20 protein-coding genes are annotated in these 22,207 nt (G+C 67.7%); 4 read left to right on the forward strand and 16 right to left on the reverse strand.

Features of this window, described 5'->3' with window-relative positions:
* Positions 1-89: 89 nt before the first annotated feature.
* The 3 genes from BVE01S_RS10555 to BVE01S_RS10565 all read right to left on the reverse strand — a co-directional run bounded on the left by BVE01S_RS10555 (position 90) and on the right by BVE01S_RS10565 (position 2,704).
* On the reverse strand, positions 90-644 hold the full coding sequence (locus BVE01S_RS10555) for a DUF2939 domain-containing protein (RefSeq protein ID WP_066627286.1): 555 nt from the start codon (positions 642-644) through the stop codon (positions 90-92).
* A 50-nt stretch (positions 645-694) separates the two neighbouring features.
* Entirely contained in the window at positions 695-1,276 is a 582-nt protein-coding gene (locus tag BVE01S_RS10560; protein WP_218015925.1) for a DUF2939 domain-containing protein, read from the reverse strand.
* 207 nt (positions 1,277-1,483) lie between these two features.
* Entirely contained in the window at positions 1,484-2,704 is a 1,221-nt protein-coding gene (locus BVE01S_RS10565) for an NADP-dependent isocitrate dehydrogenase (protein WP_066627292.1), read from the reverse strand.
* 308 nt (positions 2,705-3,012) lie between these two features.
* On the opposite strand from BVE01S_RS10565, the gene BVE01S_RS10570 reads away from it, so the two are divergent.
* From BVE01S_RS10570 to BVE01S_RS10580, 3 genes are read left to right on the forward strand one after another with little or no spacing between them, the layout of a single operon-like run.
* The gene (locus BVE01S_RS10570; protein ID WP_066627295.1) at positions 3,013-3,225 is read left to right on the forward strand and encodes a hypervirulence associated TUDOR domain-containing protein; all 213 of its coding nucleotides are present in this window, start codon (positions 3,013-3,015) and stop codon (positions 3,223-3,225) included.
* Entirely contained in the window at positions 3,222-4,385 is a 1,164-nt protein-coding gene (locus tag BVE01S_RS10575; protein ID WP_066627299.1) for a DUF1176 domain-containing protein, read from the forward strand. Before BVE01S_RS10570 ends, BVE01S_RS10575 begins: the two co-directional genes overlap by 4 nt.
* The gene (locus BVE01S_RS10580; RefSeq protein ID WP_240612163.1) at positions 4,382-5,290 is read left to right on the forward strand and encodes an NAD(P)/FAD-dependent oxidoreductase; all 909 of its coding nucleotides are present in this window, start codon (positions 4,382-4,384) and stop codon (positions 5,288-5,290) included. Before BVE01S_RS10575 ends, BVE01S_RS10580 begins: the two co-directional genes overlap by 4 nt.
* A 9-nt stretch (positions 5,291-5,299) precedes the next feature.
* Here BVE01S_RS10580 and BVE01S_RS10585 read toward each other — a convergent pair whose 3' ends face one another.
* From BVE01S_RS10585 to BVE01S_RS10625, 9 genes are all read right to left on the reverse strand, one after another.
* Positions 5,300-7,132 carry a DUF885 domain-containing protein gene (locus tag BVE01S_RS10585; RefSeq protein WP_066627305.1) on the reverse strand — a complete coding sequence of 611 codons (1,833 nt, stop codon included), beginning with the start codon at positions 7,130-7,132 and terminating at the stop codon, positions 5,300-5,302.
* Between the two features lie 148 nt (positions 7,133-7,280).
* On the reverse strand, positions 7,281-9,515 hold the full coding sequence (gene pnp / locus BVE01S_RS10590) for a polyribonucleotide nucleotidyltransferase (protein ID WP_066627313.1): 2,235 nt from the start codon (positions 9,513-9,515) through the stop codon (positions 7,281-7,283).
* Positions 9,516-9,812: 297 nt separating this feature from the next.
* Positions 9,813-10,082: a 30S ribosomal protein S15 gene (rpsO, locus tag BVE01S_RS10595; protein ID WP_017506665.1), complete on the reverse strand. Its 270-nt coding sequence runs from the start codon at positions 10,080-10,082 to the stop codon at positions 9,813-9,815.
* A gap of 73 nt (positions 10,083-10,155) precedes the next feature.
* Positions 10,156-11,088 (reverse strand): tRNA pseudouridine(55) synthase TruB, encoded by a 933-nt coding sequence (truB, locus tag BVE01S_RS10600; RefSeq protein WP_066627315.1) that lies wholly within the window; start codon positions 11,086-11,088, stop codon positions 10,156-10,158.
* 145 nt (positions 11,089-11,233) lie between these two features.
* Positions 11,234-11,686, reverse strand: coding sequence for a 30S ribosome-binding factor RbfA (rbfA, locus tag BVE01S_RS10605; RefSeq protein WP_066627318.1), 453 nt, complete (start codon positions 11,684-11,686; stop codon positions 11,234-11,236).
* 65 nt (positions 11,687-11,751) lie between these two features.
* Complete coding sequence (locus tag BVE01S_RS10610; protein WP_066627321.1) at positions 11,752-12,435, reverse strand: DUF2459 domain-containing protein; 684 nt, start codon at positions 12,433-12,435, stop codon at positions 11,752-11,754.
* Positions 12,432-12,983 carry a hypothetical protein gene (locus BVE01S_RS10615; RefSeq protein WP_066627324.1) on the reverse strand — a complete coding sequence of 184 codons (552 nt, stop codon included), beginning with the start codon at positions 12,981-12,983 and terminating at the stop codon, positions 12,432-12,434. The genes BVE01S_RS10610 and BVE01S_RS10615 overlap by 4 nt, the downstream gene beginning before the upstream one ends.
* A 71-nt stretch (positions 12,984-13,054) precedes the next feature.
* Positions 13,055-13,738: a LolA family protein gene (locus tag BVE01S_RS10620; RefSeq protein WP_066627327.1), complete on the reverse strand. Its 684-nt coding sequence runs from the start codon at positions 13,736-13,738 to the stop codon at positions 13,055-13,057.
* Between the two features lie 187 nt (positions 13,739-13,925).
* Positions 13,926-16,337, reverse strand: coding sequence for an FtsK/SpoIIIE family DNA translocase (locus BVE01S_RS10625; protein WP_066627333.1), 2,412 nt, complete (start codon positions 16,335-16,337; stop codon positions 13,926-13,928).
* A 140-nt stretch (positions 16,338-16,477) separates the two neighbouring features.
* On the opposite strand from BVE01S_RS10625, the gene BVE01S_RS10630 reads away from it, so the two are divergent.
* The gene (locus tag BVE01S_RS10630) at positions 16,478-17,734 is read left to right on the forward strand and encodes a UbiH/UbiF/VisC/COQ6 family ubiquinone biosynthesis hydroxylase (RefSeq protein WP_066627335.1); all 1,257 of its coding nucleotides are present in this window, start codon (positions 16,478-16,480) and stop codon (positions 17,732-17,734) included.
* On the opposite strand, the gene BVE01S_RS10635 is transcribed toward BVE01S_RS10630, so the two are convergent.
* From BVE01S_RS10635 to BVE01S_RS10650, 4 genes are read right to left on the reverse strand one after another with little or no spacing between them, the layout of a single operon-like run.
* Positions 17,731-18,546: a SirB1 family protein gene (locus tag BVE01S_RS10635; protein ID WP_066627336.1), complete on the reverse strand. Its 816-nt coding sequence runs from the start codon at positions 18,544-18,546 to the stop codon at positions 17,731-17,733. The two genes, BVE01S_RS10630 and BVE01S_RS10635, sit on opposite strands and share 4 nt — an antisense overlap.
* Before the next feature lie 12 nt (positions 18,547-18,558).
* Positions 18,559-18,960 carry a YraN family protein gene (locus BVE01S_RS10640; RefSeq protein WP_066627390.1) on the reverse strand — a complete coding sequence of 134 codons (402 nt, stop codon included), beginning with the start codon at positions 18,958-18,960 and terminating at the stop codon, positions 18,559-18,561.
* A 5-nt stretch (positions 18,961-18,965) separates the two neighbouring features.
* Positions 18,966-19,838: a 16S rRNA (cytidine(1402)-2'-O)-methyltransferase gene (gene rsmI, locus BVE01S_RS10645; protein ID WP_167544799.1), complete on the reverse strand. Its 873-nt coding sequence runs from the start codon at positions 19,836-19,838 to the stop codon at positions 18,966-18,968.
* A complete protein-coding gene (locus tag BVE01S_RS10650) occupies positions 19,835-22,165 on the reverse strand; it encodes an NADP-dependent malic enzyme (protein WP_066627339.1) in 2,331 nt (776 codons plus the stop codon). Before BVE01S_RS10650 ends, rsmI begins: the two co-directional genes overlap by 4 nt.
* Between the last annotated feature and the right edge of the window lie 42 nt (positions 22,166-22,207).

Here is a 22,207-nt window from a genome sequence, read left to right on the forward strand (position 1 = left end):
CGCACCAATTGCACTCACTTTCTGATTGGCCCCCCCCGTCCAATCAGACGAATTAGACACTTTAGACGGTGTTTTTGTCCCCGACCGTCTCAACCCATCGGGTCGGGCGTCAGATCGACCCCGGCCAGCTTCCAGGAAAACGGCGTCCGGCGTTCCATGATCAGCACCAGCGCATCGTCCGGCCGGTCGTCGCGCGTCAGGGTGACGGCGAAGGTGTTGAGCCCGCGATAGGCCCAGGACTGGCGGATCTTGTCCTTGTCGACGGCCGGGGTGTCGTCAGCGGGCACGGGCCGTTCCGGTTCGGGCGTCTCGCCGGAGCGGACCATGGCGGCGATCCCCTGCGGCGTGACGAAGTTGTCGACCGCCCCCTCGACCAGCGACGGGGCCAGCAGCATGCCCAGCGCCGCCAGGCCGGTGTCCCCCTTGGTCCGATTGCGGATTTCCAGGGCCGCGCGCGCGTTCAGCTCGCTCTTCAGGCTGGTGCGGAACGCCGGGAAGTCCACCTGCCGCTCCAGCCCGGCCGCATCCCCGGTCCGCGCGGCCCGCACCAGCGCCTGGGCGGCGATGAAGGGCGAAACGAACAGGGCGACGACCACGCCGATGACGACGGCGATCAGGGCTCCGGTGATGATCTTGCGGCTCATGTCGTCTCCTTGGAAAGCCAACGCAGGCTGGGCGGCGTCGGTTGCCGGGTTTATCGCGGGGTGACGGTCACGGCGGGCGCCGCCGGGGCAGTCCCGTCGGGCAGGCCGATGTGAACCAGCTTCCACTCGAACGGCCCGCGCCGCTCGAAGGTGAACAGGGTGCGCGACCCGCCCTGATCCGTCACCGCCATCCGCGCTCGATTGACGCTCCAGTAGGCGGGGCTGGGCCAGGGCTTGCGGCTGCGCTCCGAGACCGGCGCCACGCCCGCCGACGTGCGCTGGCTGGCGTATCGGCCCTCGCCCTTCAGCAGGGCGTTGAGGGCGGCGGGCGTCAGATAGGCGTCCACGTCCGGCTGGCGCAGGATCGGGTTCTGCTCAATCTGACGCCGGAAGGCGCCGATGGGGTCTTCCAGGAAGGACGGCGCGGGCGCCATCGCCTCGGGCCGTCCCGCCAGCTGCGGCCGCAGCGACTGGCGCACGGCGTTGAAGTCGATCAGCCGCGCCAGCCCCGCCACGTCGTTCGCCTCGGCCGCCGACCGAATGGCGAAGAAGGCCACCGCGGGCGCCGCGAAGAAGGACAGCACCGCCACGACCACCGCCGCCAGCACCAGGTTTCCGAACAACCGCTTCAAGAACGCATCCTCATTACCGCCGATCATGCACGCCCCGGCCGATCACACAACGAAAAGCCCCGCCGGAGCGATCCGACGGGGCTCATTGTTCTTGTCCTACCGCGCTTCGCACTGCTTGAGGACGTCTCCTCCCCCATCGGGGGAGGGGGACCGCGAAGCGGTGGAGGGGGCCGGACGCCTCGCGACGTTTCCGGCTCCCCCTTATCCTTAGCCCACGTCCGGCAGGGCGGTCTTCAGGTTCTCGGCGACCTTGTCGAGGAAGCCCTCGGTGGTCAGCCAGCCCTGCTGATCGCCGACCAGCAGCGCCAGGTCCTTGGTCATGAAGCCGGCCTCGACCGTGTCCACGACCACCTTCTCCAGGGTGTCGGCGAACTGGTCCAGGGCGGCGTTGCCGTCCAGCTTGGCGCGGTGCTTGAAGCCGCGCGTCCAGGCGAAGATCGAGGCGATCGAGTTGGTCGAGGTGGCCTCGCCCTTCTGGTGCTGGCGATAGTGGCGGGTCACGGTGCCGTGGGCGGCTTCCGTTTCCAGCACCTTGCCATCCGGCGTCATCAGGACCGAGGTCATCAGGCCCAGCGAGCCGAACCCTTGAGCCACCACGTCGGACTGCACGTCGCCGTCGTAGCTCTTGCACGCCCAGACGAAGCCGCCCGACCACTTCATCGCGGCCGCGACCATGTCGTCGATCAGGCGGTGCTCATAGGTCAGGCCGCGCGCCTTGAACTCGGCGGCGTAGTGTTCGTCGAACACTTCCTGGAACAGGTCCTTGAAGCGGCCGTCATAGGCTTTCAGGATCGTGTTCTTGGTCGACAGATAGACCGGATAGTTGCGCTGCAGGCCATAGGCGAAGCTGGCGTGGGCGAACTCGCGGATCGAGGCGTCTTGGTTGTACATGGCCATGGCCACGCCGGCGCCCGGGGCCTTGTAGACTTCGTGCTCGATCACTTCGCCGTCTTCGCCGACGAACTTGATCGTCAGGGTGCCGGGGCCAGGCATCAGGAAGTCGGTGGCCTTGTACTGGTCGCCGAAAGCGTGACGGCCGACGACGATCGGCTGGGTCCAGCCCGGAACCAGGCGCGGCACGTTCGAGCAGATGATCGGCTCGCGGAAGACCACGCCGCCCAGGATGTTGCGGATGGTGCCGTTCGGCGACTTCCACATCTTCTTCAGGCCGAACTCCTTCACCCGCGCCTCGTCCGGGGTGATGGTGGCGCACTTCACGCCGACGCCGTGCTTCTGGATGGCGTGGGCGGCGTCGATCGTCACCTGGTCGTCGGTGGCGTCGCGGTGCTCCATGCCCAGGTCGTAGTAGTCCAGCTCGAGATCCAGGAACGGGAAGACCAGCTTGTCCTTGATCATCTGCCAGATGATGCGGGTCATTTCGTCGCCGTCGATGTCGACGATGGGGTTTTCGACCTTGATCTTGGCCATGCGTGCGGTCCGCCTGTGACTGTGGGGAAGGGAATGTCGTGGCGGCGGTATAGCGAGGCCGCGCGCCCGCGCAAACCCCGCCGCCCGTCGTCGCCCCCCGGAATAACGCAGATCGATCCTGAACCCTTTGGCCAGCCCGGACTTCTCTTGGGCCCAGCAACAGAGACGGACGGCAGGATGACGGAAGAAGAGCGCCAGCTGGTGGATCGTTGGATCGTCACCTTCTGCGAGGCGCCGCCCGTGATCGACGCGGAACTGATGCGCAGGCTGATCGCTGAACAGGAAGCGACACAGCAGGAGTCATCGTCATGTCAGAAAAGACGTTCAAGGCCGGCGACAAGGTGAAGTGGGATCACAGCCAGGGCGCCACGACCGGCAAGGTGGTCAAGAAGGTCACTTCGGAAACCAAGATCAAGGGCCACAAGGTTGCGGCCTCCAAGGATAATCCGGAGTATATCGTCGAAAGCGCCAAGACCGGCGCTCGCGCGGCGCACAAGCCGTCGGAGTTGAAGAAGGCATGACCCCGAACGGCCTGTGGCGCGGCGTCGCCCGATCAGCCCCAGGCCTGTCCGCCCTCGCCGTGTCTGCGCTGGTCGTCGCCGGATGCGGCGACAGGGATGCGGACAGGGCGCCTGTTGCGACCAGGGCCACGGACGCGGCTGCGCCCGCCGCCGCTGCGCCGGTGCTGCAGATCCGCCCTGAAACCAAGACCTTCCGGGACTGGAGCGCCACCTGCGGCAACGACGGGACATGCTGGGCCTTCGGCTTTGCGCCAGAGTTCGCCGCTGGCTGGGTCCGCATAACCCTGGCGCCCGGTCCGGACGCCCAGCCGCAAATCCTCTTCGGCTATTGGCCCGACAGTGAGGCCAAGGGCGCCGGCTCCCTCAACCTGACCATCGACGGCCGCGCCTATCCGGCCGTGTTGGGCGCAACGAGCGACGCCGAGGCGCCGATCGGCGAAATCCGCGAAGGCGCTCGCGCCGCCCTCGACGCCCTGGCTCAGGGCAAGGTCATGATCATTCGCGGCGCCGCAACCCAGGAGGTCTCGCTGCACGGCGCCGCCGCCGCCCTGTTGTGGATCGACGAGAAGCAGGGACGTCTGAATACGCCAACCGCCCTGATCCGACGCGGCGACCGCCCGGCCGCCCTCGTTCCTGTCGCGCCGCCGCTGCCGACCGTCACCCCCGCCCCGGCCGTCGATCAGGTCGGGTTTAGCGATCAGAACCAGAAGGCGCCCGCCGCGCTGCGCGCCCGCACCGAGGTCGGCGACTGCCTCAAGGAATCGGCCATGCCGGCCGTCAGCGACATGGTCATGTCCGCCCGGCTGGACGCCCGCACCGAGCTGTGGGCCGTGCCCTGCGGATCGGGCGCCTATAACGTCACCCACAACTGGTATCTGACAGGATCGGGCGGTCGCGACCCTCGGCCCGCGATCCTCGCCGGATCGGAAGGGCCGGGTTCCGATCCCGTCATGCCGGACAACGCGACCGTCAACGGCGTCTATGATCCCAAGACCCGCACCCTGTCGGCCTTCGCCAAGGCGCGGGGCATCGGGGATTGCGGCGCGGCGCAGACCTGGGCCTGGACGGGACAGGGCTTCACCTTGACGCAGGAAAGCATCATGGGCGAATGCGCCGGCGTGCCGTCCGACCTTTGGCCTGTCACTTGGCGCACGCGGTGACCGATCCGGAGGTTCTGATCATCGGCGCGGGCCCGGCCGGCCTGACGGCGGCGACCTATCTGGGCCGCTTTCGGCGGCGGACCCTGGTGGTGGATGGCGGCGCGCCCCGCGCCTGCTGGATCCCGCTCAGCCACAATATGCCGGGCTTTCCGGCCGGCATCACCGGCGCCGACATCCTGAAGCGGATGCGCGAACAGGCCGAGGAATATGGCGCGGTCGTTGAACCGGGTCGCGTCCAACGCCTGACCCACGAAAGCGACGGCTTCGTCGCTGAGATGGATGGCCGCACCATCCGCGCCCGCGCCGTCCTGTTGGCGACCGGGGTCGTCGATCACCATCCGGATCTGCCCGGCGTCGAAGCAGCGGTGCAAAAGGCGCTGGTCCGCATCTGTCCCATCTGCGACGGCTATGAGGCGACCGACAAGGCTGTCGCCATCATCGGCCAAAGCGACAAGGGCGCGCGCGAGGCCGCCTTCATGCGCACCTATTCCGACCGTGTGACCCTGATCCACATCGGCGCGCACGACGCGCTCAGCCGGCGTGACGAACTGGAACGGCTGGGCGTCGAACTGATCCTGGCGCCGCTGGACGCGATCGACATCGAAAACGACCGGGTGACGGCCCTGAGTTACGCCGGCCAGAGCCGCGCATTCGACCTTGTCTATTCGGCGTTGGGCACATCGCCGAACGCCGAACTGGCCGAGGGGCTGGAGGCGCGTCTGGCCGACGACGGCCGGTTGGAGGTCGATCTGCATCAGGCCACGAGCGTGCCGGGCCTCTATGCCGCCGGCGACGTCGTGCGCGGCCTCAACCAGATCGCCGTCGCGACCGCCGAAGCCGCCGTCGCCGCCACCGACATCCACAACCGCCTGCGCCAGGCCGACGGCCTGACCGTCGCCGACTGAGCGCCGGAACTAGGCCTGGGTCGCGACCCAGCCGTCGACGATCCGCTCCAGCACCGACAGGGGCACGCCGCCGGCGGCGAGCGCCGTGTCGTGGAAGCCCTTGATGTCGAACCTGGGCCCCAGGGTCGTCTTGGCCTTTTCGCGCAGGCGAACCCATTCGTTGTGACCGACCTTGTAGGCGCAGGCCTGGCCCGGCCAGCCGCAATAGCGTTCGACCTCGGACGTCGCCGCGCCTTCCTGATCGCCATAGGCCTCCATCATGTAGCGGATGCCCTCTTCGCGGCTCCAGCCCTTGGAATGGATGCCGGTGTCGACCACCAGGCGCGCGGCGCGGAACATCAGCGATTGCAGGTAGCCGATCTGACCCACCGGATCGTTCTCATAGGCGCCCAGTTCGTCGGCCAGCTGTTCGGCGTACAGCCCCCAGCCCTCGACGTAGGACGAGAAGCCCAACAGGTTCATCAGCAGCGGCGCGGACTCACTCTCCTGCTGCAGGCTGATCTGCAAATGGTGGCCCGGCGTCGCCTCGTGATAGGTCAGGGTCGGCAGGGTCCAGGACGGCCATTCCGCCGTGTCCTTCAGATTGATCCAATAGATGCCGGGCCGCGTCCCATCCAGGCTGGGCGAATTGTAATAGCCCATCGGCGCGCCGGCCTCGATCTCGGGCGGCACCCGCTTGATCTCGACCTTGGCTTTAGGCAGGCGGCCGAACGCGTTGGGCAGGCGGGCCTGCATGTCGGCCATCTGGGCGTTCAGCTTGGCGATCAGCTCGGCCTTGCCGGCGTCGGTGTTGGCATAGACGTATTTGGGATTATCCCCCAAGGCCTTGATCCGCTCGGCGACCGAACCCTGCGTCAGGCCTTGCGCCTTCAGCAACACATCGGCGCGCGCCGTCAGATCGGCCATTTGTTCCACGCCGGTGCGGTGGATCTCGTCGGCGGTCAGCCGGGTCGTGGTGATGTAGCGCAGGCTGTTGGCGTAATACTGCTCGCCCTGCGGCAGGCGGCGCACCGAGGCCTCGTGCACGGCGTTCGGTTGGGCTGCCTTGAGCACGGCGTTCTGGGCGGCCAGGGCCGGATAGACCCGCTCGGTCACAAGCCGTTCGACCTGGGCGCCCCAGTCGCCGGTTAGGCCCTTGGCGCGGGCCCGATCCACGACCGACTGGGTCAGGGGCGAGGTCGCCGCGGGGGTCGCCAGGACGCCGTCCTGCTGGCGGATCGCCTTGGCCAGGATGAAGTCGGGCGGGATGACGCCCAGCGCATAGTCTTCCTTCAATCGATCCGTCTCGGCCAGCAGCACGTCCGCGAAGGCGTTGACGCGGGCGACATAGGCGTCGGCGTCGGCGGCCGTCTCGATGGTGTGCTGGTTGGCCAGGAAGTCGGGCGTGGACTGATAGGCGCCGCCCTGCTGGCTGACGCGGTACGGATTGGGCCAGCCGCCTTGGCCGTAGGGGATGTCGTAGGTGGCGATCACCCCGTCCAGATTCTGGGTCAGGCTGTCGTAGTAGTTGGCGTTGCGGGCATCGAGTTTAGAGCGGTCGATGTGGGACAGTTCGGCGCGTTGGCGACGCGTGAAAGCGCGCTGGTCGTCTTCCTCGGCGCGGGTCGGAACGGTCAGTTTGGACTTGGCGGCGGCGCGGTCGCCCTTGTCCAAGCCGAACATGGTGACGACCTCAGGGCTCTTGTCCAGCGTCTGCTCGAACGTGGCGTCCATGAAGGTTTTGAGTTGGGCGGCGGCGTCGCCCTGCGATGCCCCGGCCTGACGCGCGAAGGCGGGGCCGCCCACGGCGACGAGACCGGCGCCCAAGGCGGCGGACTGAAGAAGACGACGACGATCGAACATGGAACGGCCCCTCGAACTTGGATGCGGCAATGGAAACTGCATGGGCCGAAGCGGCAAGTGAAATCGCGGACAGCCGTTGCGCGGCCCCAAAGAAAAAGGCCCGGCGGATCGCTCCGCCGGGCCTCATCAGTCTTGGATGCGAGGTCGCTTAGTCGCGACGACGACGTCCGCGATCGCCACCGCGATCCCCGCCGTCACGTTTCGGACGACCGCCGGTGTCTTCCGACAGGGGCTCTTCGCCACGCTGGGCGCGCTCCGCGTTGATCTTGGCCGTCAGGTCTTCACCCGTGGCCTGATCGACAACCTTCATCGACAGCTTGGTCTTGCCGCGATCGTCGAAGCCCAGGAACTTGACCTTGACCTCTTGGCCTTCCGACAGAACGTCGGCCGGATTGGCGACGCGTTCCAGAGCGATTTGGGACACGTGGACCAGGCCGTCCTTGGCGCCGAAGAAGTTCACGAAGGCGCCGAAATCGACGACCTTGACGACCTTGCCGGAGTAGATGGTTCCGACTTCCGGCTCCGAGGCGATGGACTGGATCCAGGCCTTGGCGGCGTCGATCTTCTCCTGGTCGTTGGCGGCGACCTTGATTGTGCCGTCATCGCCGATGTCGATCTTGGCGCCGGTCTTCTCGACGATCTCGCGGATGACCTTGCCGCCCGAACCGATGACTTCACGGATCTTGTCGACGGGGATCTTGACCGTTTCGATCTTGGGCGCGTGTTCACCCAGTTCGGCGCGCGGCGCATCCATAGCCTTGGACATCTCGTCCAGGATGTGCAGGCGACCGGCCGAAGCCTGCGTCAGAGCCTGCTTCATGATCTCCTTGGTGATGCCGGCGACCTTGATGTCCATCTGAAGGCTGGTGATGCCTTCCGACGTGCCGGCGACCTTGAAGTCCATGTCGCCCAGGTGGTCTTCGTCACCCAGGATGTCCGACAGGATGGCGAACTCGCCCGACGGCTCCAGGATCAGGCCCATGGCGATGCCCGAGACCGGACGAACCAGCGGCACGCCGGCGTCCATCAGGGCCAGCGACGAACCGCAGACCGTGGCCATCGAGGACGAGCCGTTCGACTCGGTGATCTCGGAGACCAGACGGATGGTGTAGGGGAAGTCTTCCTTGGTCGGCAGCATCGGACGGATCGCGCGCCAGGCCAGCTTGCCGTGACCGATTTCGCGACGGCCGGGCGAACCCATGCGGCCCGCTTCACCCACCGAATAGGGGGGGAAGTTGTAGTGCAGCAGGAAGTTCTCTTTGTAGGTGCCCTGCAGGCTGTCGATGTACTGCTCGTCCTCGCCGGTGCCGAGGGTGGCGACGACCAGGGCCTGGGTTTCCCCACGCGTGAACAGGGCCGAACCGTGGGTGCGCGGCAGGACGCCGACTTCCGACACGATGGCGCGGACCTTGTCGAGGGCGCGGCCGTCGACGCGGTGCGCGTTCTCGATGATGTCGCGACGCAGGACTTCGGCTTCGCACTCCTTGAAGGCGGCCGAGAACTTGGAACCGTCGACGCCGTCGGGGTTCTCGTCGGTCTTCACCAGCTTGGCGGCGGCGGCCTTCTTGGCGGCGTCGACGCCCGAACGGCGCTCGTATTTGCCGGCGTGGGTGTAGGCGCTCTTGATGTCTTCGCCGACCAGCGACTTGATCGAGGCGACGACGTCGGAGTGATCTTCGGCCTGGAAGTCGAATGGCTCCTTGGCGGCGTGTTCAGCCAGTTCGATGATGGCGTCGATCACCGGCTGCATGCCCGCATGCGCGAACATCAGGGCCTCGAGCATCTTCTCTTCCGACAGCTCCTTGGCTTCGGATTCGACCATCATCAGGGCGTCTTGCGTGCCGGCGACCACCAGGTCGAGGTCCGAGGACGGGATCAGGTCGATGGCGGGGTTCAGCACCAGCTCGCCGTCGATCAGGCCGACGCGCGCGGCGCCGATGGGGCCCATGAAGGGCACGCCCGAGATGGTCAGGGCGGCCGAGGCGGCGACCATGCCCAGAACGTCGGGATCGTTTTCCATGTCGTGCTGCAGCACGGTCACGACGACCTGGGTCTCGTTCTTGAAGCCCTTGACGAACAGCGGGCGGATCGGACGGTCGATCAGGCGGGAAACCAGGGTTTCCTTCTCGGACGGACGGCCTTCACGCTTGAAGTAGCCGCCCGGGATCTTGCCGGCGGCGAAGGTCTTTTCCTGGTAGTTGACCGTCAGGGGGAAGAAATCCAGGCCGGGCTTGGGCGCGCGGCCATAGACGACGGTGGCCAGAACCACGGTCTCGCCGTAGGTCGCCAGCACGGCGCCGTCGGCCTGGCGGGCGATGCGGCCCGTTTCCAGGGTCAGCGGGCGGCCGGCCCAGTCGATCGTCTTGCGTTTGATGTCGAACATATTTCGTCTTTCGTATCCCGGACGGCGTATTCCGTGCGGGGTCCCATCATGGGGCGGATGCGTCGGCGTTCAGTCCTTCGATCCAGAGGCCGCCGCGCCATCGCGACGACCGGGAGAGGACCGTCATGGCCCTCGCAGCTGCGCCGGTAAGTCCTGCGGCGCACAGGTCGTGTCTTATAGTCGCGCTTCCCGGGCGGCCAACCGGCAGCCACTTGGCCTGGAAGCGCTTAGTTGCACAACGAGGCGCGGACGTGACCGCCCGCGCCTCGAAAGCGTATTCTACACTGTTCCGACGCCTTAGCGGCGCAGGCCCAGTTTGGAGATGAGCGCCTGGTAGCGACCGGCGTCGACCTTGTTCAGGTGGTCGAGCAGGCGGCGACGTTGCGACACCATCTTCAGAAGGCCACGACGCGAGTGGTTATCCTTCTTGTGGGTCTTGAAGTGTTCGGTGAGGTTGGCGATGCGTTCCGACAGGATCGCGACCTGAACCTCGGCCGAGCCGGTGTCGCCGGCGGAGCGGGCGTTATCGGCGATGATCTCGTGCTTGCGTTCAGCAGTAACCGACATCGTAGTTCTCCCTTGGTGGCCTACCGCGCTTTCGCGCTACTTGAGGCCGGGTTGGAGTCTCCTGATCAGGCGATCAGGAAAGATTGAAAACGCGGTCGGGTTCTAGCCGACCGGCCCGCAACTGACAGAGGGCGACGAGGGTCTGGCCCTGAAAGGCTGAAACCGTGCGCGAACCGCCGGTAAGACGATCCTTGAGGGTTTCCACCTGACGGGGGAGCAGAACGATCGGGCGTCCCTGCCGAAGCGAGAAGGCGTCCTGTTCATTCACGGCCAGTTCCGGGATGTCGTCCAGAGCGGTCGCGACGGCAAGCAAGCCTTCCGAGGCGGCGCCCCTATGCACCATTTCCTCCAGAGAATCCAGAGTGACGGCGTTTTGCGTGCTGAACGGCCCCACGCGCTCGCGTCTCAGGGCGCTGACATGACCCTCGGCACCGAGGGCGGCGGCCAGGTCGCGGGCCAGCGAGCGGACATAGACGCCCTTGCCGGTGCGGATGGTCAGTTCCACGTGGTCGGCGTCGGGCGCGTCGCTGACCTCGGCGGAATGGATGGTCACGCGGCGAGCCTGAAGCTCGAACTCCACCCCGTCGCGGGCCAGGTCATAGGCGCGGGCGCCGTCCACCTTGATCGCGGAAAAGCGCGGCGGCGTCTGGTCGATCTCGCCGACGAAGGTGGGCAGGGCGGCCTTCACCTGATCGACCGTGGGACGCACGTCGGAGCGGCCGATGATCTCGCCCTCGCGGTCCACGCTGTCCGTCGAGACGCCCCAGTTGATGGTGAAGCGATAGACCTTCTGCGCCTCCATCATCATCGGCACGGTCTTGGTCGCCTCGCCCAGCGCGATGGGCAGGATGCCGCTGGCCAGCGGGTCCAGCGTTCCGGCGTGACCGGCCTTCTGGGCGTTGAACAGGCGACGGATGCGGCTGACGGCCTCGGTCGATCCCATCTCGAACGGCTTGTCCAGGCAAACCCAGCCGTCGACGACGTCGCCCTTCTTCTTGCGGCCCATCCTCAAATCCTCCCCTGCGAAGCTGGGGAGGGGGACCACGAAGTGGTGGAGGGGGCGGACGCAAGGCCGGTGTCTGGGGTCGCCCCCTCCACCACGCTGCGCGCGGTCCCCCTCCCCCGTGAAGGACGGGGGAGGATCGCCAGCATCAGTCTTCGCCCTCGTCGTCGCGGCGCTCCAGGTCGGCGCGGACGCGGGGGTCGTCGAACAGGCGGTCGATGTGGCTGGCGGCGTCGAAGCTTTCGTCGTGGCGGAACTTCAGGTCGGGCGTGAACTTCATGTCCAGACGACGGCCCAGCTGGCCGCGCACGAATTTGGCGTGCACGTTCAGCGCCTTGATAATCTCGCTCTCATGCCCATTGGTCGGTGCGGCCTCGACGCCGGCGCCAAGAGGCTCGACGAAACAGGTGGCGTGTTTCAGGTCCGGCGACAGGCGCACCTCGGTCACGGTGATGGACACCCCGGCCAGGGCCTCGTCGCGGATATCCTCCTCGCGCAGGATGTCGACCAGGGCGTGACGGATCAGCTCGCCGGCGCGCAGCTGGCGCTGGCTGGGTCCGGCGGGGCCGGAGGCGTTGCGGGTGTGTTGCTTGTGGGCCATCGGCCTCTCCTCCTTGTTCGCCCGCTGGGGATCGGACCCGGCCGGATAGGCGAAAGTCGGGCGGTCTAGTCCCGCAGCGGGGGTCTGTCCAGTTTTCGCGCCCGTTCGGCGGCCCGAACCGAGCGCATCACCTCGCCCGAGATGATCGCTGGAACTGGCCGGACCGCCACGCCGCTGGCGTTCAGGACACCGGCCGTCCAGTGATTGCACAGGTGCAGGATGGAGAAGGTCTCGCGGCTGGCGAAGAAGCGCGCGTCATCGCCGGCACGTATGGCTGCGATGCGCGGCCGGCCGTTCGACAGATCGAGCGAGGCCTCGACCCGCGCGGCCAGACGCTGGAACGCAGAGCGGCTCAGGGTCAGGGCGCCGTTGTCTTCGCCATAGGCCAGACGCGGATCGTCGCGTCGAGGGGCCAGCATCAGTACCGATCGATTGCCGGGATGCAGGAAGGCGCGCGCGCCGTCGGGAAGGCGATCTGAAATCGGGCGCTGATCGACGTAAAACTTCGCATCGCCCCATCCGATCAGGATCCAGTCGCCAGGCGCCAAGGATTGGACTGCAAGCGCCAGAGTACCGCCGCGGCGTTCCAGCGCGGCGCGCGGCACGGCGATATCGGTGTGAAAGCCGTTGTCGAGCACCTGAATGACGACAGGGTCCGTCGCCGTCCCATCCGTAGCGCCCGGCCGGGTCCAGGTCAGAAGCGCCGCCGCCAGTCCGATCAGCGCCGCCAGCATCAGGCCTCGCATCATCGGCTCAGGTCCAGCACAGCGCACAGGCGGTCGTCGGCCAGCAGGGCGCCCGGCGGCGGTCCCTGTCGCACCGGCATGAGGACGAAACCGTCGCGCCGCACGGCCAAGGCCAGCCATCCGACGGGATGACCGGCGCACAGCCGCGTGTCTTCGTCAGCCGTGACGCGTCGCACCTCGATCTGGGCCATCGGCGGCACGGCCATAGCGTCGGTGAACCTCTTGGAGACGCTGGCCTGCTGATCCGCCTGAACCAGCCGATGCGGCGACGAGGTCAGGCGGCCGCCCGTGGTCGTGCTCAGCGCTCCACCGTCCACGTCGAGCGCCATGTCGGACTTGGCCGCTACGTAGCGCCCGGACAGCACGACTTCCCCGACCTCGACCTGTCCGGACACGCGAGGTCTGGCGGAGAGGTCGGTCGGCGCGATCAGGCGATTCAGAGCCGGTTCGACTACCAGTGCGCCCAGCATGAACAGAGCAAAGGCGCCCGCGCCGACCGCCGCGATCCATTTCAGCGATGGGACGCCGGATGGCGGGGCGGTCGCGCTCATGCGGCGAATCTAGGGGGACAGGGGTTGAGGAATGGTCACCCGCCCTCAAGAACACTCTAGACTGAACGCCCTTAGTTGCGGCCGGGACGACGGGTCGGATCGCTGAGCTGGAACAGGCGCGCAGACAGGCCGGACGCGGGCCGCAGCGCGGTCAACTGGGTCCGGGTGCGGGCGCCCTGCGGATCGGTGATGGTCCACTCTTGCAGACGCATCGGATTGCCGGCGAAGGCCAGCACGACCTGACCGTCGTTCGGGCGGTTGGAATCCCGCGCCGTGATGGCGAAGGCGCCCGAAGCCATCCGGGTCACGCGCTCGATGCGCACGCCCTGGTCCAGCCGCACATTACGCGCCAGGAAGGTAGACAGCGGGGTGCGACCCAGCGGCACCTGCTGGAAGCTGTTCAGGCGCGGATCGTAGCGTTTGACATTATAGCCGTCCGACACCACCAGCAGACCGGCCGGGTTGGTGTATTCGAACCGCATCTTGCCCGGACGCTGCAGATAGAAGCGGCCTTGGCGCGTCTGGCCGTTCGGACCCGTTTCGGTGAAGGTTCCTTGCGCCGAGGTCAGGGCCTGCAGATAGCCCTGCGCCTGTTGCACCACGGCGCGATCCTCAGCCGACAGGTTGGACTGGGCGTGGGCGGCGTCGAAGGCGCCCAGCGCGATCAGGCCGGTCGTCAGGCCGGCGCCCAGCAGCAGGCTGCGGCGGTGCAGATCGACGGCCGGCAAGGCCAGGGTCTTGGTGCGCGAGGTCATGAAGTTCGTCTCCCGTTCGGGATGGTTGTCGATCCTGCCGTCTTGCCCGGTCGGCTTGGCGTCGGAATGACGCGAGCCTGACCATATTCCGGCGCTGCGATGAAGCCCTGTTCATCGAAATGCTGAAGCTTGGACGCGATAGCGGGTCAGACAACGGCTCCGGGCCGCAGCCGTTCCTCGATTGTTGTCACACCATCGGCGGCGGGCCGGCCAGGACGTCGCGCTTGCCCGCGTGGTTGGCGGGGCTGACCACGCCTTCCTGCTCCATTCGCTCGATCAGAGAGGCGGCGCGGTTGTAGCCGATCTGGAGCCGACGCTGGACGTAGCTGGTCGAGGCCTTGCGATCGCGGGTGACCACGGCGACGGCGCGGTCGTACAGGTCGTCGCCCGATCCGCCGCCGCCGCCCTCGTCGAAGGCGTTGTCGCCGTCGCCGTCCGGCTCGTCGGTGATCAGATCCAGATAGTCGGGCTCGGCCTGGGCCTTCAGGTGTTTGCAGACGTCCTCGACTTCCTTGTCGTCGACGAACGGGCCGTGAAGGCGTGTGATCCGGCCGCCCCCGGCCATGTAGAGCATGTCGCCCTGGCCCAGCAGCTGCTCGCCGCCCTGTTCGCCCAGGATGGTGCGGCTGTCGATCTTGGACGTGACCTGGAAGGAGATGCGGGTCGGGAAGTTGGCCTTGATGGTGCCGGTGATGACGTCCACCGACGGGCGCTGGGTCGCCATGATCAGGTGGATGCCGGCGGCGCGGGCCATCTGGGCCAGACGCTGGACGGCGCCCTCGACGTCCTTGCCGGCGACCAGCATCAGGTCGGCCATTTCGTCCATGACCACGACCAGGAAGGGCAGGGGTTCGGGCCGGATCTTCTCGGACTCATAGACCGGGCGGCCCTGGTCGTCGAAGCCGGTCTGAACCGTGCGTTCGAAATGCTCGCCCTTGGCCTGGGCCTCGCGAGCGCGCTCGTTGTAGCTGGCGATGTTGCGCACGCCCAGTTTGGACATGCGACGATAGCGATCCTCCATCTCGCGCACCGTCCATTTCAGGGCGACGACGGCCTTCTTCGGATCGGTCACGACCGGCGCCAGCAAGTGCGGGATGCCGTCATAGACCGACAACTCCAGCATCTTGGGGTCGATCATGATGAAGCGGCATTCGGCCGGGCTGTGGCGATATAGGATCGACAGGATCATGGCGTTGACCCCCACCGACTTGCCCGAGCCGGTGGTGCCCGCGATCAGCAGGTGAGGCATCCGCGCCAGGTCGGCGACATAGGGTTCGCCGCCGATGGTCTCGCCCAGCGCCAGGGGCAGCAGGTGGCCCTTCTTGTCGTATTCGGCGCTGGACAGCAGGTCGCGCAGATAGACGGTCTCGCGCTTGGCGTTGGGCAGTTCGATGCCGATGGCGTTGCGGCCCTGGACCACGGAAATCCGACAGGCGCGGGCGGACATCGACCGGGCGATGTCGTCGGCCAGGGCGACCACGCGGCCGTGCTTCACGCCCGGCGCGGGCACCAGTTCGTAAAGCGTGACCACCGGACCGGGGCGGATCTGGTCGATCACGCCGCGCACGCCGAACTCCTGCAGCACGCCTTCCAGCATCTTGGCGTTCTGTTTCAGGGAGTCCTCGTCCACCGAACCGACGCGCTGGGCCGGCTTGGTCAGGATGCCGAGCGGCGGCAGATCGAAATCGCCTTCCGGCCGCACGAAGTCGAAGGCCTGCTGGTCCACGTCGTCCTTGCGGGCCTTGGGGGCCTTGACCGCGGCGACGCGCGGCTCGACCGGGCGGGCGGCCGAGGGGCGGGGCGCGGGCTGGACGGCGTCGTCCTCCCAAGGCGGCAAATCGTCATAGGCGGTCTGAGGCGGCTCTTCGGCATAGGTCGGGGCCAGCGGCGCCTCTTCCGGTGGGGCGGCGCGGGGCGCTCGGGCCTTGGCGGGCGCCTTTTCGCGGGCGGCCTGGGGCTTCGGCTGAGGCGGCGCGGGTGAGCGCAGCGACTTGCCCCAGTGCAGGGCGTCCAGAAAATCCATGGCGCGCAGGCCGATGGCGAAACCGACCAGCCACAGCCCGAAGATCAGGAAGACGAGGCCCGCGATTATGCGGCCGCCGGGGATATGCAGGGCGCCGAGACCGCGCGCCGCCAGGCCTGTCACCGCATCGCCCCACAGACCGCCCAGACCGGCGGCGAGCGGCCAGGCGGCGGGCGCGGCCAGGGCGGCGAGCGCGCCAGATAGCAGTAGCACCCCGCCAGTCGCGGCCAGGGCCTTCAGCGGCGTGGGCTTGAGCCTTTGCTGGATCGCATCGCCGACCGCGCGCGCCAGGCCGAAGGCGACCAGCAGCAGGGCGGCGGGCCAGGCTGCGAGACCCAGCGATTGCATGAACAGGTCGGCGAACAGGGCGCCGTTCGCCCCCAGCCAGTTGGTCGTCGGCAGGCTGGAGGCGGCGTTCAGACTGGCGTCCGCCGGATTCCACGACACCAGGGCGATCAGCAGCAGGGTCGCCAGCAGGGCCTGCAAGACGCCCCTAAACCGCACCACGAAGGGCGCGTCCCACAGGATGCGGGCGCTGATCCAGGCCTGGCGGCCGATGACGAGGGCGGTGGACATGAAGGATCGAACCTTCCTGCGGCTGACGTTCAGCCGCCTTTGTCGCACCCACAGGGTTAAGGGGCTGTTTACCAGCTTGGCCTTGGCGATGGACAAACCGTCCTCTGGACCTTTGGCCGCGACGGCGCGACAAGCCTTCCATGGCTGATACCGAACGCTACGACATCGTCATCGCCGGCGCGGGGCTGACCGGCGCGGCCTTCGCCTTGGCGGCGGCGCAAGCGCAGTTGAAGGTCGTGATGATCGATCCGCAGCCGTTCAGCGACCAGTTGGCGGCGACCTTCGACGGACGGTCGACGGCCGTGGCCTTTTCGACCTTCCGCATGCTGGACGCGTTGGGGCTGGGCGAAAGCCTTCGTCCCCACGCCTGTCGGATGGACCATATTCTGGTGACGGACGGGCGTCGGCCGGGCGCGGCCAGCCGATCGGCCTCGCCCGCCTTCCTGCGCTTCGACGCCGACGAGATCGGCGGCCGAACCGGCGGCGAGCCGCTGGGCTATATGGTCGAGAACCGCCGCATCCGCGCGGCTCTGGCCGAGGCGGTGACGCGCGCGGGGATCGCGGTGCGGGCTCCGGCGACCGTCGCTGGCGTCGCGACCGATGCGGGCAAGGCGACCGTGACCCTGACCGATGGATCGGCCCTGATCGCGCCCCTGGTCGTCGGCGCCGAGGGGCGAGGCTCGGCCGTGCGGCGCGCCGCCGGGATCGAGACCGTCGGCTGGGGCTATGGCCAGAGCGGCGTGGTGGCCACGGTGCGGCTGGGTCGCGACCACGGCAATGTCGCGCACGAATATTTCCTACCCAGCGGCCCCTTCGCCATCCTGCCTCTGACGGATCAGCGCGCCAGCCTGGTCTGGACCGAGACGACGCGACGGGGCGAGGCGCTGCGCGACGCCTCGGACGACGCCTTCCACGCCCATCTGATGCGGCGGTTCGGCGAGTTTCTGGATGGGGCGACGGTCGAGGGGCCGCGCTTCGTCTATCCGCTGTCGCTCAGCCTGGCGGAAAAACTGATCGCTCCGCGCATCGCCCTGATCGGTGACGCCGCGCACGGCGTGCATCCGGTCGCCGGTCAGGGTCTGAATATGGGGCTGAAGGACGCGGCCGCTCTGGCCGAGGTCCTGGCCGAGGCCGCACGCCTGGGCGAGGATATTGGGTCGGAAACCGTTCTGGAGCGCTATGCGCGTTGGCGCCGGTTCGACAATGCGGCCCTGGCGGCCGGTTTCGACGCCTTTGTGCGTCTGTTCTCGAACGACATCGCGCCGGTGCGTCTGGCGCGCGATTTGGGCATGGCGGCGGTCAACCGCATCGGCCCTCTGCGCCGCGCCTTCATGCAGGAGGCGGGCGGAGCGACGGGCGACTTGCCCCGCCTGTTGCGCGGCGAGGCCGTCGTCTAGTTCAACTGCATCCGCACGCGTTCGAAGGTCGTGAACCGCCGCGCCTCCTCGACGCCGTCCAGACCCTGAGCGCGCGCCAAGGCGTGCAGAGAGCCCGCGAGCGCCCCCTGCTTCTCGCGCGCCGAGGCGACATCGAGCCACGGCCGGTGGTCCTCGGGGTCCAGCAGGGCACGACGCAGGGCCGACCGCTCCGCGCCTTCATAATCCCGACCGCGAATGGCGCGGCTGAACAGCACGTTCTGCAGCCGGATCAGCGACTGACGATCCGTCACTGGCGCCATCAGAAGATCCAACCGATCCGCGACGTGCGGCATCAGACCGGCGCGAAGCGCGCGCCGCGTCAGTTCGCTGGGCAGGATCAGCCGCCCCTGGCTGAACGGATCCAGGGCGACGGGACCTTCAGGCGTCTCGACGCGAACCATGAAATGGCCGGGAAAATCGACGCCAGCCGCCGTGATGCCGGCCGCGCGTGCCGCGTGCAGATAGAAGACCGCCAGCACGGCGGACAGGCCGCGCCGACGCTCGGCGACTGCGATGATGTCGGTGTTGTCGGGATGGTCGTAATGGATCAGGTCGCCGTTCAGCCGCAGGTCGGCGCACAGGGTTTCGGCCAGCGCCTCGTCGGGCCCTTCGCCGCCAATCCGCTCCTTCAGCCGCTCGCAGGCGTTGTGGGCCAGGGCGCGAACAGGCTCGGGATCACGCAACGGATGGTCATGGATGGCGCAGGCGATCGCCGCCTCCAGCAGGGGGAAGGCGTCGTCTTCGGCCTGACCGGCGGCGGTCAGGACGGCCTCGGCCTCCTCGCGCGTCATGCGATCCCCTCGTCAGCGCCTCTCGACGGCGCGAAGATGACGTGGAACGCGCCAAGGAGCCAGCGCCACCATATCAATTCTCAAATCCAGACGTTGCAGACCCGGCCGATTGCGTCGGATCGCCTCGCCCGCTGCAACCAGTCGATCGTATTGGACCGGCTTCAGCGCCAGGAGGGCCGCCTCCATCGTCGCGCGGCGTTTGACCTCGACGACCGCCAACACCCGACCGCGACAGACCAGCAGATCGATCTCGCCGGCCCGGCTCTTCAGACGAAAGCCGAGAACGCGATAGCCACGCAGGATCAGCCAGAAGGCCGCGATCCATTCGGCGGCGTGACCGGACTTGAACGCCGCTCCGCCCTTCGCCTGACGCCACGCCGCCTTGGGGCGACGGACCGGCGCGGGACGAGACAGGCGCTTCACTTGCCCTTCAGCTCCAGCGCCCGGCGATACAGGGTTTTTCGGTTCAGCCCCAAGGCCTTGGCCACCTCGGAGGCGGCGTCGCCGGTCGATAAGGTCCGAAGGGCGTCGATCAGGGCGGCGTCCGCGTCGGCCTCGCTCGCCTGAACCTCTTCGCCGGGGCCGACGACGACGACGATTTCGCCCTTGGGACTGTCCAGACGCGGATCGACCGCTAGTTCGTTCAGCGACCCGCGCACGCACTCTTCATAGAGTTTGGTCAGCTCGCGGGCGACGGCGGCGGGGCGCGGCCCCAGCACGGCGGCCATGTCGGTCAAACTGTCCTTCAGGCGCGGCCCGCTTTCGAAGAAGACCAGGGTCTGACGCTGGCTCTTCAAGGCTTCCAGCGCCGCGGTGCGCCCTGCCGTCTTGGGCGGCAGGAAGCCGGCGAACAGCACCCGGTCGGCGGGCAGGCCGGCGATGCACAGGGCGGCCAGCAGACTCGAGGCGCCGGGGATCGGATGGACGGGCAGACCCTCAGCGATCACCGCCCGGGCGACGACGAAGCCGGGGTCGCTGACCAGAGGCGTGCCCGCGTCCGACACCAGGGCCACGACTTGCTCCTCGCGCAACCGTTCGATCGCCTGTTCGGCCGCGCGGCCGGACGCATGATCGTCGCAGCGTTCCAGCCTGGCCTTCAGTCCATAGGCGCTCAGCAGTTTGGCGGTGACGCGGGTGTCCTCCGCCAGCACCAGATCGGCGGCGGCCAGTACGTCCAGCGCCCTCAGCGTCATGTCGCGCAGGTTGCCGATCGGGGTGGCGACCAGATAGAGGCCCGGCTCCACCCGCCGGGGCGGCGGGGCGGCGGGGGGAAAGGGCGAGGCTTCGCTCAACGCTCGACCACGGCCGCGGGGGGACGCGGCGCCGAGGTCAGGCCCGAGCCTTGGAAGGCGGGACCGGCGTCATAGGCGGCGAAGGTGGCGGCGGTGATGATCTCGCTGACCGAGGCGCCCAAGCTGACGATCTGCACCGGCTTCTCCAGACCGACCAGCAGCGGACCGATCACGGTCGCGCCGCCCAGGGCCTGAACCAGCTTGGTCGAGATGGCGGCCGAATGGATGGCGGGCATGACCAGGACGTTGGCCGGTTTGGTCAGGCGGTTGAAGGCGTAGGCGGCGTGACCCTTGGGATCCAGCGCGACTTCCGGCGGCATTTCGCCCTCGTACTCGAAATCGACGCCCTTCTTGTCCAGAATGCGGATCGCCTCGCGCACCTTCTCGGCGCGGTCGCCGGGCGGGTTGCCGAAGGTGGAATAGGACAGGAAGGCCACGCGCGGATTGCGACCCAGCTTCCTGACCGTATCGGCCGCCTTGACGGCGATGTCGGCCAACTCCTCGGCGTTCGGCAGTTCGTGGATGGTGGTGTCGGCGACAAACAGGGTGCGGCCCTTGGCCAGCAGGATCGACAGCCCGATCAGGGTGTCGTCCACATCCAGCACGCGCTGGACCTCCTTCAGCGCCATGTTGAAGTTGCGGGTCACGCCCGCGACCATGGCGTCGGCCCGGCCCTTGGCGACCAGGGTGGCGGCGAAATAGTTGCGGTCCTGGTTGATCATCCGCTGGACGTCGCGGCGCAGATAACCCCGGCGCTGAAGCTTTTCGTACAGCCAGTCGGTGTCCTCGACATTGTGGTCGGAGACGCGGGCGTTGGTGATCTCGATGCCCAGCTCGTCGAAGTTCAGACCGGCCTCGGCGGCGTTCTGACGGATCAGATCCTCGCGGCCCACCAGGATCGGCGTGCCCAGGTCGGCCTGTTTGAAACCCCAGGCGGCGCGAATGACGGCCGGCTCCTCGCCCTCGGCGAAGACGACGCGCTTGTTCGGCCCGCCGCGCACGGCCGAGCTGATCTTCTGCATCAGGGCGGCGGACGGATCGACGCGCGAACGCAGCGCGTGACGATAGGCGTCCATGTCCTCGATCTGGACGCGGGCCACGCCGGTGTCCATCGCCGCCTGGGCGATGAAGGGCGGGATGTACCAGATCAGGCGCGGATCGAAGGGCGTCGGGATGATGTAGTCGGGGCCGAACTTCAGCTTGCGCCCGCGATAGGCGGCGGCGACCTCGTCCGGAACGTCCTCGCGCGCGAGGGCGGCCAGGGCCTGGGCGCAGGCGATCTTCATCTCGTGGTTCACGCGGCGCGCCCGCACGTCCAGCGCGCCCCGGAACAGATAGGGGAAGGCCAGGACGTTGTTGACCTGGTTCACATAGTCCGAGCGGCCCGTGGCGATGATGGCGTCGGAACGCACCGACTTGACGTCCTCGGGCGTGATCTCTGGGTCGGGGTTGGCCATGGCGAAGATGATCGGATTGGGCGCCATCGAGGCGACCATCTCCTTGGTGATCGCGCCCTTGGCCGACAGGCCCAGCACCACGTCGGCGCCGACCATGGCCTCGGCCAGGGTCCGCAGGAGCGTGTCGGTCGCGTGGGCGGCCTTCCACTGGTCCATGCCGTGGTCGCGACCCTTGTAGACGACACCGTCGCGGTCGCAGATCACGGTGTTCTCGGCCTTGACGCCCGCGGCCTTCATCAGGGCGATGGAAGACAGGCCCGCCGCCCCGGCGCCGGCCAGCACGACCTTGATCTCGTCCAGCTTCTTGCCGGCGATATGAACAGCGTTGATCAGGCCGGCGGTCGAGATGATGGCGGTGCCGTGCTGGTCGTCATGGAAGACGGGGATGTCCAGCAGGTCCTGAAGCTCGCTTTCGATGACGAAGCATTCGGGGGACTTGATGTCCTCCAGATTGATGCCGCCCCAGGTGTCGCCGATGTTCTTGACGACGGTGATGAACTCGTCCGGGTCGGTGGTCTTCACCTCGACGTCGAAGCTGTCGACGTCGGCGAACCGTTTGAACAGGACCGACTTGCCCTCCATGACCGGCTTGGAGGCCATGTGACCCAGGTTGCCCAGGCCCAGGATCGCCGTGCCGTTCGAGATGACGGCGACCAGGTTGCCCTTGGAGGTGTAGTCGTAGGCCTTGTCCGCATCGGCGGCGATGGCCAGGACCGGCACGGCCACGCCAGGCGAATAGGCCAGCGACAGGTCGCGCTGGGTCGCCATCGGCTTGGTCGGCGCCATGGAAATCTTGCCCGGCGTCGGGATGCGGTGGAAGTCCAGCGCTTCATCGTCGGAGAAGGTTTGCTTTTCGGTCTGATCGGGCATCGGTCGTCCAGGGCGTCGGCGTGGCTGTAACCGTTCGTGTCC

The organism is Brevundimonas vesicularis NBRC 12165 (assembly GCF_001592205.1).
Classification (GTDB): domain Bacteria; phylum Pseudomonadota; class Alphaproteobacteria; order Caulobacterales; family Caulobacteraceae; genus Brevundimonas; species Brevundimonas vesicularis.

Excerpts from the sequence above, each read along its gene's own strand:
- rpsO (WP_017506665.1), bottom strand. The coding sequence starts at position 10,082 with ATGTCGGTTACTGCTGAACGCAAGCACGAGATCATCGCCGATAACGCC.
- BVE01S_RS10635 (WP_066627336.1), bottom strand. The coding sequence starts at position 18,546 with ATGACGCGCGAGGAGGCCGAGGCCGTCCTGACCGCCGCCGGTCAGGCC.
- BVE01S_RS10620 (WP_066627327.1), bottom strand. The coding sequence starts at position 13,738 with ATGACCTCGCGCACCAAGACCCTGGCCTTGCCGGCCGTCGATCTGCAC.
- BVE01S_RS10575 (WP_066627299.1), top strand. The coding sequence starts at position 3,222 with ATGACCCCGAACGGCCTGTGGCGCGGCGTCGCCCGATCAGCCCCAGGC.
- pnp (WP_066627313.1), bottom strand. The coding sequence starts at position 9,515 with ATGTTCGACATCAAACGCAAGACGATCGACTGGGCCGGCCGCCCGCTG.
- BVE01S_RS10565 (WP_066627292.1), bottom strand. The coding sequence starts at position 2,704 with ATGGCCAAGATCAAGGTCGAAAACCCCATCGTCGACATCGACGGCGAC.
- BVE01S_RS10625 (WP_066627333.1), bottom strand. The coding sequence starts at position 16,337 with ATGTCCACCGCCCTCGTCATCGGCCGCCAGGCCTGGATCAGCGCCCGC.
- BVE01S_RS10630 (WP_066627335.1), top strand. The coding sequence starts at position 16,478 with ATGGCTGATACCGAACGCTACGACATCGTCATCGCCGGCGCGGGGCTG.
- BVE01S_RS10555 (WP_066627286.1), bottom strand. The coding sequence starts at position 644 with ATGAGCCGCAAGATCATCACCGGAGCCCTGATCGCCGTCGTCATCGGC.
- BVE01S_RS10570 (WP_066627295.1), top strand. The coding sequence starts at position 3,013 with ATGTCAGAAAAGACGTTCAAGGCCGGCGACAAGGTGAAGTGGGATCAC.
- BVE01S_RS10650 (WP_066627339.1), bottom strand. The coding sequence starts at position 22,165 with ATGCCCGATCAGACCGAAAAGCAAACCTTCTCCGACGATGAAGCGCTG.
- rbfA (WP_066627318.1), bottom strand. The coding sequence starts at position 11,686 with ATGGCCCACAAGCAACACACCCGCAACGCCTCCGGCCCCGCCGGACCC.
- BVE01S_RS10585 (WP_066627305.1), bottom strand. The coding sequence starts at position 7,132 with ATGTTCGATCGTCGTCGTCTTCTTCAGTCCGCCGCCTTGGGCGCCGGT.
- BVE01S_RS10610 (WP_066627321.1), bottom strand. The coding sequence starts at position 12,435 with ATGATGCGAGGCCTGATGCTGGCGGCGCTGATCGGACTGGCGGCGGCG.
- truB (WP_066627315.1), bottom strand. The coding sequence starts at position 11,088 with ATGGGCCGCAAGAAGAAGGGCGACGTCGTCGACGGCTGGGTTTGCCTG.
- BVE01S_RS10615 (WP_066627324.1), bottom strand. The coding sequence starts at position 12,983 with ATGAGCGCGACCGCCCCGCCATCCGGCGTCCCATCGCTGAAATGGATC.